We start from the raw sequence: 18,042 nt of genomic DNA, 5'->3' as shown, positions 1-18,042 counted from the left end.
CGTCCAGCCTTTCGAGGGGGGTGGGTCCCCCCGCGAGATGCCACTTGTGCACGCGACACGCCGTGAAAAGCGTGCACAAGTGGCATCTCGCGGAGGGGAGGAAGGAGGGGGCCGGCCGCCGGGGCTCCGGCGGCCGGCCGAGGGGGGCTAGCCGAGCGCGGTGAGCGTCAGCGTCGCCGTGTAGGTGCCGGTTCCGACCGACAGCGGGAGCTGCAGGTCGAGGTCGGCGCCGAGGACCGAGGATCCGGTCGGGTGCCCGGCCGCGGCGGAGCCGAGGACGCGGGCGGTGGCGAGACCCTCACCCGAGACGAACCCGGAGACGACGGGGGCACCGGCGACGGCACCGCCCTCGTTCTCCAGGACCTTCGGGGTCCAGCCGAGGTACTTGCCCGAGACCGTCTGGTCGCCGGCACGGAAGTCGCTGATCTGAGCGGTCACCGACCACTCCGGTCCGGACAGGCGCGAGTCGGTCACGCGGACCGGCACGAGCTCGCCCGACGCGGCGAAGTGGTCGCCCTGCTCCTCGGCGACACCGAGGTTCACCAGGTTGCTGGTGCCCTCGAGGCTCCAGGTCAGCTCGCCCTCGCGCGCGTCCGGCACGATGACCGCGACGGCCTGGTCGCCCTGCGCCGCAGCGCCGGCGGCCGTGCCGGTGAAGTCCCCGTCCACTCCGGCGGCGGTGTTGCCTGCGCCGAAGTTGACCGCCGGAGCGTTCTCCGCGAGCGTGATCCGCCCGCCGACCGTCGAGCCCGCGAGCTGGACGTTGCCGGAGTTGCCCGAGAGCACGAGGTTCCCGCCGACGGTGTTGCCGAGTGCGGCCGCGGAGCCGTCCTCGTTCGCGCCGAGGAGCACGCCGCGAGAGGAACCGCTGACCGTCAGCGAGCCGCCGACGATCGCGCCGCCGACGCTCACGCCGAAGTCGCTGCCGGCGAAGGTCGCGTCGCCGCCGACGCTGGTGCGCGCCACGTCGACGTAGTTCGCCGCATCGGTGCTGACCGAGCCGTCGACCGAGACGTCGCTGAGCTCGACGTCGATGCCGCCCGCCTCGACCATGCCCGCGACGGTGAGGTCGCGGAGGTAGAGGAAGCCGGCGCGCGAGCCCTCGGAGAAGGACACGACGTCGCCGCCGACGCTGGTGCCGTCGATCGAGATGCCGTACGCGTCCGTGCCGATGACGTCGCCCTCGATCGTCGCCGAAGTGGCGTCGAGCCAGGCATCGTCGCCGACGGTGATCGAGCCCTGCACGACGACGTTGCCCAGCACGCAGGTCTCGCCGGCGCCGACGGTGAGGTCGCCCGCGATCGTGGTGTTGCCGAGCTCGGTCGTGCAGTCGGTCGTCGCCGCGAAGGCGGACGGCGCGGCGACCATCGCGAGGGAGGCGGCCGCGAGGACCGCCGTGGTCGTCTTCCACTTCATGGGGGTTCTCCTCGGTGCGCCGGTGCGCGTGGTGGTGCGGGGAAGGGAGGGGGCGGTGCGCCCGCGCTCAGCCACGGAGGGCCGCGATCGCGTCGTAGCTGCGGGCCGCGCTGCCCAGCGAGTTCGCCGGGTTCGGCGGCGTGGCCTGGGTGGGCGCCGTGTCCTGCTCCCAGACGCCGTAGCGCTGGCCTCGGTCGCGCAGCTCCGACAGGAACGCCTGGTACGGCAGGTTGCCCGCGCCGAACTCGACGATGTCGTAGCCGTTGGTGTTCGCGTTGTTCGTCTTGCCGTCCTTGAGGTGCAGGATCGGGTAGCGGCGCGGATTGCGCTTGATGTAGTCGAGCGGCTCGAAGCCCGGGTAGAGCTTCTTGCCCACGTAGGCCCAGTAGACGTCCATCTCGAGGTAGACGTGCTTGGGGTCGGTGTTGTCGTAGAACACGTCGTAGAGGCGCGTCTTCGGGTCGTCCGAGCCGAAGGCGAACTCGCCCGCGTGGTTGTGCTGGTAGAGCTTCATGCCCGCGGCCGTGACCTGGGCGCCCCAGGCGTTCCACTCGTCCGCGGCCGCACGGTAGCCCGCGACGGTGTTGACGTTGGTCGGCGCGTTGCCGGTGCCGAGGTGCGGGGTGCCGAGGATCTGCGCGATCTCGATCTGCTTCCCCAGCTCCGAGCGGAGCAGGTTGGTGCCGACGTGCGAGCCGACGGCCCGCAGGCCGTTGTCGTCGAGCAGCTGGCGGATCTCCTGGGGGGTGATCGCGCCGACGTTGCCCTGGGTGTAGCCGGCGAACTCGATCTCGCTGTAGCCGATGCGGCCCAGCTCCTCGAAGACGGCCCGGAAGCCGATCGACGAGACCTTGTCGCGGACGCTGTAGAGCTGGATCCCGATCCGGTTGATCGGGACGAGCCGGTTGGCGCCGGACGAGGGGGCGGGAGCGGCGAGGGCGCCGGGCGCCAGCGCGCCGGCCCCGACTCCGACGGCGACCGTGGAGGCGGCGAGCGCCGTCATCAGCGCGCGTCGGCTCATCGGCTTCGCCGTGATGGATCCGTGGTGGTGGTGCATTGTCTCTCCTTCGAAACGGAACATGCAGATGGATCAGGGGGGGGGACCGGCCGGCCCGGGCTCTGTGCGCGAGCCGGCCGGTCCCGCCGCGGCTACTGCTGGACGGTGAGGTTCAGCAGGCTGGACGCGGCGTTGGTGTTCGCCGTGGCGGTGTGGGTGACGGTCAGCTTGTAGCTGCCCGCGGCGAGCTTCGGCAGGGTCACGACGACCTTCCCGTTCTCGTCGAGGGTGCCGGTGAGCATCGCGACGGTGGAGAGGTTCCTCTTCACCATCACCGTGACCTGGCCGGTCCCGGCGACGCCGGTGGACGTCTTCGACTCGACCGAGACCTGCGCGCTGGCGCCCGGCTTGACCGGGTTCGGCGAGACGGTCGCGGTGAGCACGGAGTCGGCCTTCGACACGATCAGGCGGGCGGTGCCGGCCGAGGCCTTGAAGGTCCCGTCCGCTCCGTACGCCGCGCGGAAGGTGTGCGTCCCGGCCCCGAGGGTCTGCGGCAGGGCGATGGTCGCCTTCCCGCCCTCGAGGGCGCTCCGGCCGATCTCGGTGTCGCCCTCGTAGAGGACGACCTCGCCGCCGGGGGTGCCGCCCTGGCCGGAGACGGTGACCGTCGCCGATCCGGGAGCGCCGAAGGTCACGCGAGGGGCACCGAGCGCCACGGTCGTGGTCGAGTCGACGGTCGGCGCGTTCGCCGCGGCGAGGTCGATCGTGAACGACACCGAGCCGACCGCGGAGACGTTGCCGCCGGTGTCGGTGGCACGGTACTGCACGGTGCGGACGCCGTTGGTGGTGAAGGGCACCGAGTAGGCGCCGTTCGCGGCGCGGACCGTGGTCCACGTCGTCCCGTTGTCGACCGAGTACTGCACGCTGGCGAGCGCGCCGTTGTCGGTCGCCGCCAGGTTCAGGTTCACCGCGCGGTTGTAGACGCCGCCGACGCCGGTGGGCGCTGCGGGGTCGAGGGTCGCGCTGACGGTCGGCGCCGTCGTGTCGCCAGCACCGGCACCCTGGAAGGTGAGGGAGTCCAGCGACAGACCGGAGGGCGAGGTCACGTAGAGCGAGCCGGTGCCGGTGGGCTGGCCGGAGAACGGCACGAGGACGTCCTGCCAGCCGGCGCCGGCCGGGATGGTCGCCGTCCCGAAGGGCGCCGCGTCGGCGGCGTTCCAGCGGAGGTCGACGGTGCCCTCACCGGTGGCGCGGACCACGACGCCGGTCAGGTTCGCGAGGTTCACCGGGTCCCAGCGCAGGAAGGATCCCGCACCGAGTCCGCTGACCGCGTTGCCGCCGCTGGCGGTGGTGTCCGCGTAGGGCAGGACGCCCTCGCGGGCGGCGTGCTCCGCCTCCTGCGTCTTCGGGTTCAGCCGCAGCGTCGCCTCGGCCGCGGCCGGGGGCAGTCCGTTGTAGCCGGCGTCCGTGTAGGTCACGACGACGGTGCCGTAGAGCAGCGCGCCGGGGCCGTGCTCGGGCGAGTCGGCGGACGTCGGGAACGCTCCCGTGGCACCGGTGCCGGTGACCTCGGGGTGGGCGTGCTCGTCGTGGCCGAGACCGTAGGTCCACGCCACGCGGCTGCCGACGATCTGGTCGCCGTCCTCCGCGTCACGGCCGGTCACCCGGTAGGGGATCGCGTCGCCCCACTCGAAGAACGAGCCGTTGCCGGGCGTCGTGATCTCGATCTGCGGCGCCTGGTTGCCCACCGAGATGACCCGGGAGGTGAGGCTGAACTTGCCCTTGGCGTCGGTGACGCGCAGGCGGGCCGTGAACTGGCCGAGCTCGGTGTAGGTGTTCTTCACGGTGACGCCCGAGGCGTCGAAGGTGCCGTTGCCGTCGAAGTCCCAGTCGTAGGTGAGCGCGTCGCCCTCGGGGTCGGAGGATCCCGTGGCGTCGAACGTCACCTCGAGCGGCGTCTCGGAGGCGGACAGCGGCGTCGCGGTGAAGCGCGCCTGGGGGGCCTTGTTGCCCTCGGCGTAGTCGATCCGGTACAGGCCGGCGTCGGGGTTGGCGCGGAAGAAGCCGTCGCCGTACTCGAGCACGTACATCGACCCGTCGGGGCCGAACTCCATGTCCATGGGGTTGTCGTGGATCGGCTGGTTGCGCGAGCTCAGCGCCGTGTTGGGGAGGAAGTCCTCGATGTGCGTGACCGCGCGGTCGTCATCGAGCGTGAACGCCGCGATGTAGTCCTGCGAGAACTCGCCGAAGAAGGTCTTCTCGTTCCAGTAGGCCGGGAACTTCGACGTCGAGGTGTTCTCCTCGTCGAAGTGGTACACCGGTCCGCCCATCGGGCCCTGGCCGGTGCTCGTCCCGAAGTTCACGAGCTCGTCGAACGGCTGGTCGCCCGGGTTGTCGCCGTAGTAGACGGTCGCCGGCGTGGCCGCCGGGATGTCCACGAGGCCGGTGTTCCAGCGCGAGTTGTTCTTCAGGTTCTGCGGGTCGAAGAAGCCGCGGGGCGTCGCCGTCTCGAAGTTCCACTCGTTGTACGGCAGGTTCGGGCCGTGCACGTAGGGCCAGCCCGAGTTCTGCGGCTGGTCGAGACCGGTCGCGTTCCACTCGACGAGACCCATCGGGCCGCGCACGCCGTCGGCCGCGGCGGCCTTCGTCGCGTCGGGACCGTAGTCGCCCCAGGAGAGGGTGTTCGTCTCCGCGTCGACGTCGATCTTGAACGGGTTGCGCACGCCCATCACGAAGATCTCGGGGCGGGTCTTCTCGGTGCCCTCCGGGAAGAGGTTGCCCTCGGGGATCGTGTACGAGCCGTCCTCCTGGACCGTGATCCGGAGGATCTTGCCGCGCAGGTCGTTCGTGTTGCCCGCACCGCGGCGCGAGTCGAAGCCGGGGTTCATGCCGGGCGCATCGTTGTTCGGCGCGAAGCCCGCGGCCCCCGGAGCGCTCGCCGGCGTGTTGTCGCCGGTCGAGAGGTACAGGTTGCCGTCGGCGTCCCAGTCGAAGTCGGCGCCCACGTGGCAGCACTGCCCGCGCTGCGCCTCGACCTCGATGATCTTCTGCTCGCTCGCCAGGTCGAGTCCGGAGCCGGTCCACTTGAACCGGGAGAGGCGGTTGACGCCCTTCCACTGGTCCCAGTAGCTCTCGTCCTCACCCGCGGGGAGCATGTTCGGGGCCGCACCGGTCGGCGTGCCGCTCTGGGGCGCGTAGACCAGGTAGACCCACTGGTTCTCGGCGAAGTCGGGGTCGACGCCGACGCCCTGGAGTCCGTCCTCCGAGTTCTGGTAGACGGGGATCGTGGCCACGACGCGCGTGGTGCCGGTCTTCGGATCGGTGTGGCGGATCTCGCCGTTCCGTGCCGTGTGGAGGACCGACTTGTCCGGGAGGACGGCGAGGTCGATCGGTTCGCCGACGTTCTTCGTCAGCAGCACCTTCTCGTAGTTGCTCCAGTCGAGCGCGGACTCCGCGCCCGGCTCCGAGCCGTGGTCCACTCCGTCGTGGGCCGAGGCGGGCAGGCCGAGGGCGGTGAGTCCGGAGACCGTCACCATCCCGGCGATGCCGAGGGCGAAGAGAGACCTGATGCTTCTCTTCGTGGATCGCTTACCATTCATGCGTGATGTGATTCCTTCAACGAGGTGTTCATCGCAGAGGCCGGATCCGTCTCTGTCCGCACGACGTGCGGATCCGGTCTCCTCTGGTCGGCCCGCGGGCCGATGTCTTCGTCGTCGCCTCCTCTCGCGGGATGCTGTCGTGGCGCCGGTCGCTCCTCTTAATAAGAGGGAGCGGTTCCGGCTGGTCCGGGCCGGCGCGGGGTCTCCCCCGCGCCGGCGGGTCAGTGGGCCGGTCGGATCAGTGGTCCGGTCGGATCAGTGGTCCGGCCGGATCAGCGGATCAGGACTCGAAGGCCGAGGGCAGGTACTCGGCGACGTTGTCCTTGGTGACGACCGGCGCGAAGAGCTGGATCTGGCGCGGGACGCCGAGCGAGGTGGTGTCGCTCATCGACTTGTTCTGCTCGATGAGGCGGGCGAGCTTGATGCCGTCCGCGGCCTGGGTCGAGGGGTAGACGACCGTGGCCTTGACCACGGAGTCGTCGGCCTCGATCGAGCGCATCACGTTCGCCGAGCCGGCGCCGCCGACGAGGATGAACTCGTCGCGGCCCGCGGTGTCGATCGCCGCGAGGACGCCGACGCCCTGGTCGTCGTCGTGGTTCCAGATCGCGTCGATCTGCGGCGCCGCCTGGAGGAGGTTGGCCGCGGCCTGCTCGCCGCCCTGGACGGTGAAGTCGGCGGCGACGCGGTTGTCCACGTCGAGCCCGCAGCCCGAGAGCGCGTCGGCGAAGCCCTGGCTGCGGTCCTGGGTCAGCGGCAGCGAGTCGATGCCGGCGATCTCGGCCACGACCGCGTCCGGGTTGTCGCCGAGCTGCTCGCAGAGGTAGGTGCCGGCGCTGACGCCCATGCCGTAGTTGTCGCCGAGCACCGTCGAGCGGGCGGCGAACGGGCTGGAGAACTCGCGGTCGACGTTGATGACGGTGATGCCCGCCTCCATCGCCTCGGTCGCGACCTCGGTCAGCGCCGCGCCGTCGATCGGCAGCAGCACGATCGCGTCGACGCCGTCGTTGATGAAGGTCTCGACCTGGCTGATCTGCAGGTTGACGTCGTTGGTGCCCTCCGCGGTGCGCAGCTCCACGTCGTCGTACTTCTCGGCCTCGGCGATGGCCGCGCGGCTGACGGCGCCCATCCAGCCGTGGTCGGCGGCGGGAGCGGTGAAGCCGATCACCACGGTGTCGCCCGAAGCGTCGTTGTCGGAGGCGGCGACCGCGGCGGTGGTGCCGCCGCCGGAGGCGTTCCCGGTCTCGACGGGGGCGTTGGAGATGCAGCCGGTGAGCATCAGCGCGACGGCGCCGAAGGCGAAGCCGGCGGTGCCCAGGCGGGCGGTGCGGCCGAGGCGGGTGCCGGAGGGGTGGCGAACGGACATGGAAGTGATCTCCTTCGATGGATCCATGAGGGGCCGCAGGGCACAGCGGTGCCTGCGGAGGGTGACCGGAGTGGTCGAGGTGGATGCTGCTGGTGCTGGGAAGCGGGGCGAGCGCCCCGGGAAGAGGTGGGGCCGGCGGCCCCTCGGGTCAGGACTTGCCGCGGGCGGCGAAGCGCTGCTGCAGCAGGACGGCGGCGACGATGATCGCGCCCTTCGCCACGGCCTGGGCCGAGGTGGACATGTTGTTCTGCGTGAAGACGTTGGTGAGGGTCGTGAAGATCAGGACGCCGAACACGGTGCCGACGATCGTGCCGCGGCCGCCGGCGAGCAGCGTGCCGCCGACCACGACCGCCGCGATGGCGTCGAGCTCGTAGAGCGTTCCGTTGGTCGACGAGCCGGCGGTGGTGCGGGCGAGCATCATCACCGCGGCGATGCCCGCGGTCAGGCCGGCGAGGCCGTAGACGTACATGGTGTGCCGGCGGACCTTGATGCCGGCGAGGCGGGCCGCCTCCGGGTTGCCGCCGACCGCGACGGTGCGGCGGCCGAAGGTGGTGCGGTTGAGCAGGATCCAGCCGGCCACCGCGACGAGCGCGAAGATCAGCACGAGGACCGGGATGCCGAGCACGTCGGCGCGGAAGAAGTCGAGGAACGGGTCGACGGTGACGATCTGCGTCTGCCGGTTGGAGATCAGCTCCGCGAAGCCGCGGGCCGCGACGAGCATCGCCAGCGTCGCCATGAAGGCGACCACGCGGCCGTAGGCGATCAGCGCCCCGTTGATCAGCCCGCAGACCAGGCCCACGAGCACCGCGGTCAGCACGATGACCAGCCAGGAGGTGTTCGCCGCGTAGTACTGCGTGGACACGGTGCTCGCCCAGACCGTCGCGAGCCCCATCACCGAGCCGACCGAGAGGTCGATGCCGCCCGAGGTGATGACGAAGGTCATGCCGATGCTGAGCACGCCGATCACGGCGGCCAGGCGGAGGATCGTCAGCACGTTGTCGACGCTGGCGAAGCGCTCCCCCGCGGTGGCGAACCCGACGATGCAGAGGATGACCAGCGCGAGCACCAGGCCGATGTTGCGGCCGAGCGAGCCGCCCATCATCCCGGCGAGCCCGGAGCGGGCGTCCTTCGACGGGGTCCCGCCGCTCGGCCCTCCGGTCGCGGCCGAGGCGTGACGTCCGGCGTCCTCCTGCGGACCGCCGATCGACGGTGACGCGGTGTCGAGCTGTCCGCTCACGCTGCACTTCCTTCCATGACGAGATCGAGCACGCGGTGCTCGTCGATCGAATCGGCGGGGCCCTCGTGGACCACGGCGCCGTCGGAGATCACGAGCACTCGGTCCGAGAGCCCGAGGACCTCGCCGATCTCGCTGGAGACCACGAGCACGGCGGCGCCGTCGGTCGCGAGGTCCCGGATCAGGGTGTAGATCTCGGCCCGCGCTCCGACGTCGACCCCGCGGGTCGGCTCGTCGAGCAGCAGCACGCGGCAGCCGCGCACCAGCCAGCGGGCGAGGAGCGCCTTCTGCTGGTTGCCGCCGGAGAGCGTGCGGGCGTCGCGGTCGACGCCGTGCGGGCGGAGGTCGAGCGCCACCGCCTGCTCGGCCGCCGCCGCGCGCTCGGAGCGCTCGTCGAGGAAGCCGCGCTTGGCGAAGCGGTCGAAGGTCGAGAGGGTGATGTTGCGGTAGACCGGCTCGTCCAGGAGCAGGCCCTGGCTCTTGCGCTCCTCCGGGCAGAGGCCGATGCCGGCGTCGACCGCGGAGGTGACCGAGCCGGCCCGCAGCCGCTTGCCCGCGACGCTGACCGTGCCGGTGCTGGCGCGGCGGGCCCCGTAGATGGTCTCCAGGATCTCGGAGCGGCCGGAGCCGACCAGCCCCGCGAGGCCGACGACCTCGCCGGCGCGGATCTCGAGCGAGACGTCGGCGAACGAGCCGCGCAGCCCCAGGTTCTCCACCTTCAGCAGCGTCTCGGCCTCGGTCGGGAGCTCGGTGCGATCCGGGAAGACGTACTCCACCGCGCGGCCGGTCATCAGCGTGATCAGCTTCGAGGTCGGGGTGTCGGCGACGGCGAGGTTCTTCGCGACCGTCGCGCCGTCCTTGATGACCGTGATCCGATCGCCGATGGCGCGGATCTCCTCGAGGCGGTGCGAGATGTAGACGATGGCGACGCCGTCGGCGGTGAGCTGGCGGACCACGTGGAAGAGGTTCTCCACCTCCTCGGAGTCGAGCACCGCGGAGGGCTCGTCCATGATGATGACCCGCGCATCGTGCGAGAGGGCCCGCGCCATCTGCACGATCTGCTTGCCGGCGGCGGAGAGGCTGCCGACCTCGCGGTGCGGGGCGATCTCGGGGTGGCCGAGGCGCTGCATCAGCTCGCGGGTGATCCTCGCGGCCTTGGAGCGGGCGGTGAAGCCGCCGCGGGAGAGCTCGTGGCCGAGGTAGATGTTCTCGGCGACGGAGAGGCCGTCGACGACGTCCAGCTCCTGGTACATCGTGGCGATGCCGAGCGCGAGCGCGGCCGTCGGCGAGGGGATCGTGACGACCTTCCCGTCCACGAGGATCTCGCCCTCGGTGGGCTGGTGGGCCCCGGCGAGCGTCTTGATGAGCGTCGACTTGCCGGCCCCGTTCTGGCCGAGGAGGCAGTGCACCTCGCCCGGGCGGACGTCGAGGTCGACGCCGTCGAGGGCTCGTGCTCCGGGGAAGATCTTGACGATGCCGCGCATCTGCAGAAGCAGTTCTGACGCGGTGTCCTGGGTGCGGGAAAGAGGCTGGGCGGCGGTGTCGCCGGGGTCTGCGTTGACCATGCGGACGAAGCTACAGCGACTTAAGTCGCGGGTCAACCAAAAGTTCTGAGTCGTTTCGAAGGAGATCCGGGCCTTCGCCCAGCGCGTCGAAACGCTTCCGTCACCCGCGCCAGTCCTGGGATCCGCGGGTTTAGGCGACATCTGACGGCGCGTTGTGCGGCGCGTCTGGACATGAAGTCTCGTCATAGAGCGCTCTCCGACCCTATGAATCCGGCCCGGGCCGCAACCGGATCGTGACCTGCGGCCTCCCGAGCCCGCCGTCGCCGCCCTCCCGCTCAGCAGAAAGAGCTGGCGGAGCCGAGCGCGGGCATGGGAGGGTCGACCCGCCGACGAAAGGACGACGATGTCGAACGACCGAGCACTGCGCGTCGCGATGGTGGGGACCGCCTTCATGGGCCGCACCCACTCGCACGCCTGGCGCACCGCCCCCCGCTTCTTCCCGCTGCCGCTGCACCCCGAGCTGGCCGTCCTGGTGGGCACCGACCCGCAGCGGACCGCCGAGCGCGCCGAGACCCTGGGCTGGAGCGAGTCGTCGACCGACTGGCGCGCGGTGATCGCGCGCGACGACATCGACCTCGTCGACATCTGCACCCCCGGCGACACCCACGCCGAGATCGCGATCGCCGCCCTCGAGGCCGGCAAGCACGTCCTCTGCGAGAAGCCGCTGGCCAACTCCGTCGAGGAGGCCGAGCGGATGGTCGCCGCGGCCGCCGCCTCGGGCCGCGTCGCGATGTGCGGCTTCAGCTACCGCCGCACCCCCGCGCTGGCCCTGGCCAAGCGCTTCGTCGACGAAGGTCGGCTCGGCGCGATCCGGCACGTCCGCGCCCAGTACCTGCAGGACTGGCTCAGCGACTCCGAGGCCCCGCTGACCTGGCGCCTCGACGCCGCGAAGGCCGGCTCGGGCGCGCTCGGCGACATCGGCGCGCACATCATCGACAGCGCGCAGTGGCTGACCGGCACTCCGATCGCCTCGGTCTCTGCCGTCCTGCGCACCTTCACCACCGAGCGCCCCGTGCTCGCGACGCAGTCGGGCCTCGGCGGCCGCGCGGAGGAGGGCGCCGAGCGCGGCCCGGTCACGGTCGACGATGCCGCCGCCTTCACCGCCTCCTTCGAGGGCGGCGCCCTCGGCGTCTTCGAGGCGACCCGCGTCGCCACCGGCCGCAAGAACGCCAACCGCATCGAGATCAACGGCGAGACCGGCAGCATCGCCTTCGACTTCGAGCGGATGAACGAGCTCGAGTACTACGACGCCCGCGACCCCGAGGACGCCCAGGGCTTCCGCACCATCCAGGTCACCGAGCCCTCGCACCCGTACATGTCGGCCTGGTGGCCCGCCGGCCACGGCATCGGCTACGAGCACCTCTTCAGCCACCAGGTCGTCGACCTCGTCGAGGCGATCGCCGCCGGCACCCCCGCCACCCCGACCTTCGCCGACGCCCTCGAGGTCCAGCGCGTCCTCGCCGCCGTCTCGACGAGCGCCGCGAACCGCTCCGAGTCCACCCCCGTGCAGCGCGGCACCGGCCCGGTCTGACGCCGGAAGTCACCGCGCAGTGCCAGGCTGGGGCGATGCGCCGACGAGGGAGTTCTGCGGCGGCCGTCGCGGTCGTCGCGCTGCTGCTCGGCGGCTGCGTCGAGGCGGAGTCCGGGTCGGCGGCGGTCGGTGCCGGTGGCGTGGCGGACGGCACCTCGGCGAGCGTCTCCGCCGCGGGGACCGTCGACGTCTCCTATCAGCGGCAGGGCGACTTCGCGGTGGTCGTCGCGCTCGACTGCTCGGCCTGCTCCGGGACCGTCACCGTGTCGGCGCCCGGGCGCAGCACTCCGGTGGGCGAGGCCGAGGCCGGAACCGAGTCGTCGTGGCTCCTCGAGACCGTCGCGACCGACCCCGTCGACCAGTCGCTCCTCGTGCGGACCGCCGGTCACTGGACGCTCACTCTGCAGAGCTGGAACGACCTGCCCGAGGTCTCCGGCGAGCAGTCGGGCAGCGGATCCGCGGTGCTCGCGTTCTCGGACGACGTCGACAGCCTCGACGTCGCCTACGGCCCGGCGAGCAGCGAGGACTCGCTCTCCGGCCGCGTCCTCGGCACCGGCGGCACCCGGCAGACCTTCGGCGACACCACCGCGTTCGCCCGCGTCGTCGACGCCACCCTCCCCGGCGTCGTCGCGATCCGCACCGACGGCGCCTGGACCCTGACCCCGATCCCATGACGTGCGCGCCGGGTCCCCCGGTCGCCCTCCGCGAGATGCCACTTGTGAGCACGACACGCCGCAGAATCCGCGCACAAGTGGCATCTCGCGGAGGGGGTCGGCGGGGGCGCTTCGGGGGCTTCGCCTCGTGAGGCGATCCTGCGCCATACTTCCTGGATGAGCAAGAAGATTGACGCGGCGCATCGCGCCCTGGTAGCAGCCCTCGACAAGCACGCCGGCCTCGTCGGCGACAAGTCGTCGAAGCCGAGCAAGGTCGCGCGTGCCGCGTCCGAGCTCCGCGCCGCGACGAAGGCCTACTCGGCGCTCGTCTCGGCCCGCACCGGCACCTCGAGCCCGTTCGCAGACCTCGCCGACCCGCGCCTGGACCAGCCGACCATCGCCTCCCTCCGGGCCGAGCGCGACGCGATCGCCGCCCGCCTGGCCAAGCACGAGGCCCTCGCGGCGGAGTCGGGCGACCAAGCCCTCGCCGGCTGACCCTCCTCCCCCGCTCTCCCTCCCCCGCGGAAGTCGCCGTGTTACGGGCGTGTTTCGCGCGCCCGGTGGCGCCCTGCGTACGGTGGTCTCCGGGATCCGCGCAGTCGCGGCGTCGTGCGACCGGAGGCCGGTCGCAGCGCCGGCGGTGACCAGCACCGCCCGTGGACGCCGCCCGGATCCTCTCCACGGAAGGATCCACCGCATGTCCCTGCGCCGCACTCTCCTCGCGACCACCGCGATCGCCGCCTCCGCCCTCCTCCTCGCCGGCTGCTCGTCCGCCGCCGGCGCGAGCGACGACACCGTCCGCATCGGCGTGGTCGGCGCCGGCGACCCCTACTGGGCGACCTACGAGCAGGCCGCCGAGGACGCGGGCATCGACGTCGAGATCGTCGACTTCACCGACTACAACCAGCTCAACCCCGCGCTGACCGAGGGCGAGATCGACCTCAACCAGTTCCAGCACCTCGTCTACCTGGCGCAGTACAACACCTCCGCCGGCGCCGACCTCGTGCCGATCGGCGCGACCGCGATCTACCCGCTCGGCCTCTACTCGACCCAGTACGACAGCGTCGAGGACATCCCCGAGGGCGAGAGCGTCGCCGTCCCGAACGACGTGACCAACCAGGCCCGCGCGCTCCTCGTCCTCCAGTCGGCCGGCCTGATCGAGCTGACGGACGGCGGCACCGCCTTCTCCGGCCTCGACGACATCGACACCGGCGCCTCGAAGGTCACCGTCACCGCGCTCGACGCGGCGCTCGTGCCGACCTCGCTCCCCGACGTCGCCGCCGCCGTCGTCAACAACGACTACCTCGCGGGCGCGGGCCTCGAGGCCACCGACGCCCTCGCCCAGGACGACCCGAGCGACCCGACCGCGGTGCCCTACGTCAACGTGTTCGCCGCCCGCGCGGACGACGCCGAGAACGAGACCTACCTGAAGCTCGTCGACGTCTACCAGACCTCGCAGGACGTGCTCGACGGCGTCTCCGAGCAGTCGGGCGGCACCGCCGTCTTCGCGACGACCCCCGCCGCCGAGCTGCAGACGACGCTCGCCACCGTCGAGGCCGACGCCGCCGCCCAGGGCTGACCCGCCCCTCCCCCGCTACGACCTCGCGGCGCCCGTCCCGGCAGCGCCCGACCCGGCAGTGCCCGACCCCAGCAGTGCCCGACCCCAGCAGTGAAGGAAGCGCCGTGCCGCTCATCCGCCTCGCCGACGTGAGCAAGGTCTACCCGCCGCTCGCGCGCGGCGCGTCCGCCCTGACCGCCGTGGACGGCCTCAGCCTCGACATCGAGGCCGGCGACGTCTACGGCGTGATCGGCTACTCCGGCGCCGGCAAGAGCACGCTCGCGCGCCTGATCAACGCCCTCGAGCCCGCCACCGGCGGCAGCATCGAGATCGACGGCCGCGAGATCGTCGGCCTGCCCGAGCGGGAGCTGCGCCGGCTGCGGCTCGGAATCGGCATGATCTTCCAGCAGTTCAACCTCTTCGGCTCCAAGACCGTCGAGCAGAACGTCGCCTACCCGCTGCAGGTCGCCGGCACGCCGCGTGCCGAGCTGCGCGCCCGCGTCGACGAGATGCTCCGCTTCGTCGGCCTCTCGGACAAGGCCCGCAGCCACCCGGAGCAGCTCTCCGGCGGCCAGAAGCAGCGGGTCGGCATCGCCCGCGCCCTCGCCGCCTCGCCGCGCATCCTCCTCGCCGACGAGGCCACCAGCGCCCTCGACCCGGACACCACCGGCGAGGTGCTCGCGCTCCTGCGCCGGATCAACGAGGAGCTCGGCGTCACCATCGTCGTCATCACGCACGAGATGGACGTCGTCCAGCAGCTCGCGACGAAGGTCGCCGTGATGGAGGCGGGCCGCATCGTCGAGCGCGGCCCCGTCTTCGACGTCTTCTCGGCCCCGCGGGAGGCGGTCACCCGCCGCTTCGTCTCCACGGTCGTGCGCACGGTGCCCTCGCGGGAGGAGGCGGCGGTGCTGCGCGCGCGCCACCCCGGCCGCCTCGTCACGCTGTCCTTCTCGGACGGCTCCGCCTCGCAGGGCGACGTCTTCGCCGAGATCGCGCAGGCCGGCGTCCCGCTGGAGCTCGTCTACGGCGGCATCACCGACGTCCGCGGCCGCGCCTTCGGCCACCTCACCGTCGCCCTCGACGCGTCCGACGCCGTGATCGACCCCCTGCTGGCCCGCCTCGGCGCCCGCGTCGCCCTCACGGAGGTGCCCCGATGAACGAGCTCATCCCCCTGCTGCCCCAGCTCGCCGAGGCGACCGGCGAGACCCTCTACATCGTGGCCCTCAGCCTGCTCTTCGGCGGGATCGGCGGCCTGCTGATCGGGCTCGGACTCGCCGTCACCCGCGGCGGCGCGCTCTACGCCAACCGCTTCGTCTTCGGTCTCTTGAACGTGATCGTCAACGTCTTCCGGCCGATCCCGTTCATCATCTTCATCGCCGCGGCCCAGCCGCTCGCGCGCCTGGTGGTCGGCACGGGCATCGGCACCGACGCGATCGTCTTCACACTCTCGCTCGCCGCAGCCTTCGGCATCGGCCGCATCGTCGAGCAGAATCTGCTGACCGTGCAGCCCGGCGTGATCGAGGCCGCCCGCTCGGTCGGCGCGAGCCGCTTCCGGATCGTCCGCACGGTCCTGCTGCCCGAGGCGCTCGGACCGCTGATTCTCGGCTACACCTTCGTCTTCGTCGCGATCATCGACATGTCGGCCGTCGCCGGCTACATCGGCGCCGGCGGCCTGGGCACCTTCGCGATCCAGTACGGCTACCGCCAGTTCGAGCCCGTTGTCACCTGGGCGGCCGTGCTCGTCATCATCGTGATCGTCCAGCTCGTCCAGCTGCTCGGCAACGTCCTGGCCCGCCGAGTCCTCCGCCGCTGACCCGCGCGTCCCCTCCCCCTCCGCGAGATCAGCACGGTGGGTGTCATGAGGATCCGATACGACCCGCAAGCGAACGCCGCCTACCTGCCCGTCGGGCGTGAGCCCGAGGCCGGCGAGTCGGTCGAGCAGGTGTGCGACATCGCCGACCCGCACGGGTTCGGCGAGATCATCCTCGACTTCGACGCCGCCGGTCACCTCATCGGCGTCGAGATCCTCGGCGCGCGGAAGCTGCTCCGCCCCGAGGCCCTGGCCGACGCCGACATCCTCTGACGCCTTAACCACCTCCGCGAGATGCCACTTGTGTACGCGACACGCCGTGAAAGGCGTGCACAAGTGGCATCTCGCGGAGGGGAGGGGGCTGGGCTCAGTAGCGGGGCTTGCGCTCCGGACGCTCCGAGGAGCGGGACGGGCCCGAGGGGCGGGCGCCGCGGTCGGCGCCGGCGCGGCTCGGGCGGCGGTCCGGCTTGAGCTCGATCAGCTGGCCGCTGATGCGGGTGCCGGCGAGGCGGTCCAGCACGTCCTGGGGCAGGTCGGCCGGCAGCTCCACGATCGAGAAGTCCGGGCGGATGTCGATGTGCCCGAAGTCACCGCGGTTGAGACCGCCCTCGTTCGCGAGCGCGCCGACGATCTGGCGGGGCTCGACGCGCTGACGGCGGCCCACCTCGATCCGGTAGGACGCGAGGTTGCTGTTCGACGAGCGCTGGCGGCGCTCGGGACGCTCGCGGTCGTTGTCGTACGAGGACCGGTCGGAGCGCTCGGGGCGGTCGCCGCGGCTGTCCTCGCGGCGGAAGCGAGGGTCGTCCGGCGAGAGCAGCAGCGGCTCGTCGCCCTGGGCGACGATCGCCAGCGCGGCGGCGACGTCGGACTCGACCACGTCGTGGTGCTCGACGTAGTGGCCGATGATGTCGCGGAACCGGTCGAGCCGCTCGCGGTCGGCCAGCGCCGTGGTGATGGCGTCGTCGAAGCGGGAGAGGCGCGTGACGTTGACGTCCTCGACGCTCGGGAGGCGCATCTCGGTCAGCGGCTGGCGGGTCGCCTTCTCGATGGCGGAGAGGAGGCGGCGCTCGCGCGGGGTCACGAAGCTGATCGCGGCACCGCTGCGGCCGGCCCGGCCGGTGCGGCCGATGCGGTGCACGTAGGACTCGGTGTCGATCGGGATGTCGTAGTTGACGACGTGGCTGATCCGGTCGACGTCGAGACCGCGGGCCGCGACGTCGGTCGCGACGAGGATGTCGAGCTTGCCCGACTTCAGCTGCTCGACGGTGCGCTCGCGCTGAGCCTGCGCGACGTCGCCGCTGATCGCGGCGGCCGTGTAGCCGCGGGCGCGCAGCTTCTCGGCGAGCGTCTCGGTCTCGCTCTTGGTGCGGACGAAGACGATCATGCCCTCGAAGTTCTCGACCTCGAGGATGCGGGTCAGCGCATCGACCTTCTGCGGGTACGACACCATCAGGTAGCGCTGGGTGGTGTTGGCGGAGGTCGTGGTCTTCGCCTTGACCGTGATCTCCTCCGGGTCCTTCAGGTACTTCTGCGAGATGCGGCGGATCTGCGACGGCATGGTCGCCGAGAACAGCGCGATCTGCTTCTCGACCGGGGTGTCGGCGAGGATCGTCTCGACGTCCTCGGCGAAGCCCATCTTGAGCATCTCGTCGGCCTCGTCGAGCACCAGGTACCTCAGGTGCGTGAGGTCGAGGGTGCCCTTCTCGAGGTGGTCCATGATGCGGCCGGGCGTGCCGACGACGACGTGGACGCCGCGGCGGAGCGCGGAGAGCTGGGTGCCGTAGCCCTGGCCGCCGTAGACGGGGAGCACGTGCACGCCGCGCAGGCCGGACGCGTAGCGCTCGAACGCCTCGCAGACCTGGAGCGCGAGCTCGCGGGTCGGCGCGAGGACGAGCGCCTGCGGGGTCTTCTGCGAGACGTCGAGGCGGGAGAGGATCGGCAGCGCGAACGCCGCGGTCTTGCCGGTGCCGGTCTGCGCGACGCCGAGGACGTCGCGGCCGGACAGGAGGGAGGGGATCGTCGCGGCCTGGATCGCCGAGGGCGTCTCGTAGCCGACCTCCTTGAGGGCCTTGAGGACGGGGTCGCTGAGACCCAGGTCCGAGAAGACCAGCGAGGGGGCGGTCTCGTCTGCCGGCGCGGCCGGGGCGGTGCTGTCGGCGGCGGGCGCGGTCGCGCCGTCGGCCTGGGGGGCGGGTTCGGGTGTATCGGTGGACGCCATAGTGCAACGGTAGGCCGTCGGAGGCGCGCGCGAGCGCAGATCCGGCCTCTGAGCGGGCATTCGCGCCGGATCGGCGGCTGTGGAGGGGTCTCGCGGGG

General features: G+C 71.7%; 14 protein-coding genes. 7 read left to right on the top strand and 7 right to left on the bottom strand.

The features are described from left to right. Positions 1 to 147: 147 nt before the first annotated feature. From EDF45_RS01410 to EDF45_RS01385, 6 genes are all read right to left on the bottom strand, one after another. Positions 148 to 1,416, bottom strand: a complete 1,269-nt coding sequence (locus EDF45_RS01410; protein WP_123734689.1) for a hypothetical protein — start codon at positions 1,414 to 1,416, stop codon at positions 148 to 150. 67 nt (positions 1,417 to 1,483) lie between these two features. Continuing rightward, positions 1,484 to 2,473 carry a sugar phosphate isomerase/epimerase gene (locus tag EDF45_RS01405; protein ID WP_260311729.1) on the bottom strand — a complete coding sequence of 330 codons (990 nt, stop codon included), beginning with the start codon at positions 2,471 to 2,473 and terminating at the stop codon, positions 1,484 to 1,486. 92 nt (positions 2,474 to 2,565) lie between these two features. Then, positions 2,566 to 6,012: a PQQ-dependent sugar dehydrogenase gene (locus EDF45_RS01400; protein WP_123734688.1), complete on the bottom strand. Its 3,447-nt coding sequence runs from the start codon at positions 6,010 to 6,012 to the stop codon at positions 2,566 to 2,568. 280 nt (positions 6,013 to 6,292) lie between these two features. Beyond that, the gene (locus EDF45_RS01395; protein ID WP_123734687.1) at positions 6,293 to 7,375 is read right to left on the bottom strand and encodes a substrate-binding domain-containing protein; all 1,083 of its coding nucleotides are present in this window, start codon (positions 7,373 to 7,375) and stop codon (positions 6,293 to 6,295) included. Between the two features lie 148 nt (positions 7,376 to 7,523). After that, the gene (locus EDF45_RS01390; protein WP_123445318.1) at positions 7,524 to 8,477 is read right to left on the bottom strand and encodes an ABC transporter permease; all 954 of its coding nucleotides are present in this window, start codon (positions 8,475 to 8,477) and stop codon (positions 7,524 to 7,526) included. A 131-nt stretch (positions 8,478 to 8,608) separates the two neighbouring features. Further along, complete coding sequence (locus EDF45_RS01385; protein WP_123734686.1) at positions 8,609 to 10,093, bottom strand: sugar ABC transporter ATP-binding protein; 1,485 nt, start codon at positions 10,091 to 10,093, stop codon at positions 8,609 to 8,611. 424 nt (positions 10,094 to 10,517) lie between these two features. Here EDF45_RS01385 and EDF45_RS01380 point away from each other — a divergent pair, with 424 nt between their 5' ends. The 7 genes from EDF45_RS01380 (at position 10,518) to EDF45_RS01350 (ending at position 15,999) form a co-directional block, all read left to right on the top strand. Beyond that, positions 10,518 to 11,705: a Gfo/Idh/MocA family protein gene (locus EDF45_RS01380; protein ID WP_123734685.1), complete on the top strand. Its 1,188-nt coding sequence runs from the start codon at positions 10,518 to 10,520 to the stop codon at positions 11,703 to 11,705. A gap of 35 nt (positions 11,706 to 11,740) precedes the next feature. After that, positions 11,741 to 12,379: a hypothetical protein gene (locus EDF45_RS01375; RefSeq protein WP_123734684.1), complete on the top strand. Its 639-nt coding sequence runs from the start codon at positions 11,741 to 11,743 to the stop codon at positions 12,377 to 12,379. Between the two features lie 156 nt (positions 12,380 to 12,535). Further along, the gene (locus tag EDF45_RS01370) at positions 12,536 to 12,853 is read left to right on the top strand and encodes a hypothetical protein (RefSeq protein ID WP_123444613.1); all 318 of its coding nucleotides are present in this window, start codon (positions 12,536 to 12,538) and stop codon (positions 12,851 to 12,853) included. A 202-nt stretch (positions 12,854 to 13,055) separates the two neighbouring features. After that, positions 13,056 to 13,937 (top strand): MetQ/NlpA family ABC transporter substrate-binding protein, encoded by an 882-nt coding sequence (locus EDF45_RS01365; protein WP_123734683.1) that lies wholly within the window; start codon positions 13,056 to 13,058, stop codon positions 13,935 to 13,937. A gap of 104 nt (positions 13,938 to 14,041) precedes the next feature. Continuing rightward, positions 14,042 to 15,073, top strand: a complete 1,032-nt coding sequence (locus tag EDF45_RS01360) for a methionine ABC transporter ATP-binding protein (RefSeq protein ID WP_123734682.1) — start codon at positions 14,042 to 14,044, stop codon at positions 15,071 to 15,073. Next, positions 15,070 to 15,729 carry a methionine ABC transporter permease gene (locus EDF45_RS01355; protein WP_123734681.1) on the top strand — a complete coding sequence of 220 codons (660 nt, stop codon included), beginning with the start codon at positions 15,070 to 15,072 and terminating at the stop codon, positions 15,727 to 15,729. Before EDF45_RS01360 ends, EDF45_RS01355 begins: the two co-directional genes overlap by 4 nt. Positions 15,730 to 15,774: 45 nt before the next feature. Beyond that, positions 15,775 to 15,999: a DUF2283 domain-containing protein gene (locus EDF45_RS01350; RefSeq protein WP_123705712.1), complete on the top strand. Its 225-nt coding sequence runs from the start codon at positions 15,775 to 15,777 to the stop codon at positions 15,997 to 15,999. A gap of 94 nt (positions 16,000 to 16,093) precedes the next feature. On the opposite strand, the gene EDF45_RS01345 is transcribed toward EDF45_RS01350, so the two are convergent. After that, complete coding sequence (locus tag EDF45_RS01345; RefSeq protein WP_123734680.1) at positions 16,094 to 17,944, bottom strand: DEAD/DEAH box helicase; 1,851 nt, start codon at positions 17,942 to 17,944, stop codon at positions 16,094 to 16,096. Between the last annotated feature and the right edge of the window lie 98 nt (positions 17,945 to 18,042).

The organism is Rathayibacter sp. PhB186 (genome assembly GCF_003751825.1).
GTDB lineage: Bacteria > Actinomycetota > Actinomycetes > Actinomycetales > Microbacteriaceae > Rathayibacter > Rathayibacter festucae.
The sequence above is the reverse complement of the archived record's forward strand: the minus strand, read 5'-3'. Positions and strand labels throughout refer to the sequence as shown.

Bases quoted from the DNA above. Each gene is read 5' to 3' on its own strand.
- EDF45_RS01410 (WP_123734689.1), bottom strand. From the start codon at position 1,416: ATGAAGTGGAAGACGACCACGGCGGTCCTCGCGGCCGCCTCCCTCGCG.
- EDF45_RS01405 (WP_260311729.1), bottom strand. From the start codon at position 2,473: ATGCACCACCACCACGGATCCATCACGGCGAAGCCGATGAGCCGACGC.
- EDF45_RS01400 (WP_123734688.1), bottom strand. From the start codon at position 6,012: ATGAATGGTAAGCGATCCACGAAGAGAAGCATCAGGTCTCTCTTCGCC.
- EDF45_RS01395 (WP_123734687.1), bottom strand. From the start codon at position 7,375: ATGTCCGTTCGCCACCCCTCCGGCACCCGCCTCGGCCGCACCGCCCGC.
- EDF45_RS01390 (WP_123445318.1), bottom strand. From the start codon at position 8,477: ATGATGGGCGGCTCGCTCGGCCGCAACATCGGCCTGGTGCTCGCGCTG.
- EDF45_RS01385 (WP_123734686.1), bottom strand. From the start codon at position 10,093: ATGCGCGGCATCGTCAAGATCTTCCCCGGAGCACGAGCCCTCGACGGC.
- EDF45_RS01380 (WP_123734685.1), top strand. From the start codon at position 10,518: ATGTCGAACGACCGAGCACTGCGCGTCGCGATGGTGGGGACCGCCTTC.
- EDF45_RS01375 (WP_123734684.1), top strand. From the start codon at position 11,741: ATGCGCCGACGAGGGAGTTCTGCGGCGGCCGTCGCGGTCGTCGCGCTG.
- EDF45_RS01370 (WP_123444613.1), top strand. From the start codon at position 12,536: ATGAGCAAGAAGATTGACGCGGCGCATCGCGCCCTGGTAGCAGCCCTC.
- EDF45_RS01365 (WP_123734683.1), top strand. From the start codon at position 13,056: ATGTCCCTGCGCCGCACTCTCCTCGCGACCACCGCGATCGCCGCCTCC.
- EDF45_RS01355 (WP_123734681.1), top strand. From the start codon at position 15,070: ATGAACGAGCTCATCCCCCTGCTGCCCCAGCTCGCCGAGGCGACCGGC.
- EDF45_RS01350 (WP_123705712.1), top strand. From the start codon at position 15,775: ATGAGGATCCGATACGACCCGCAAGCGAACGCCGCCTACCTGCCCGTC.
- EDF45_RS01345 (WP_123734680.1), bottom strand. From the start codon at position 17,944: ATGGCGTCCACCGATACACCCGAACCCGCCCCCCAGGCCGACGGCGCG.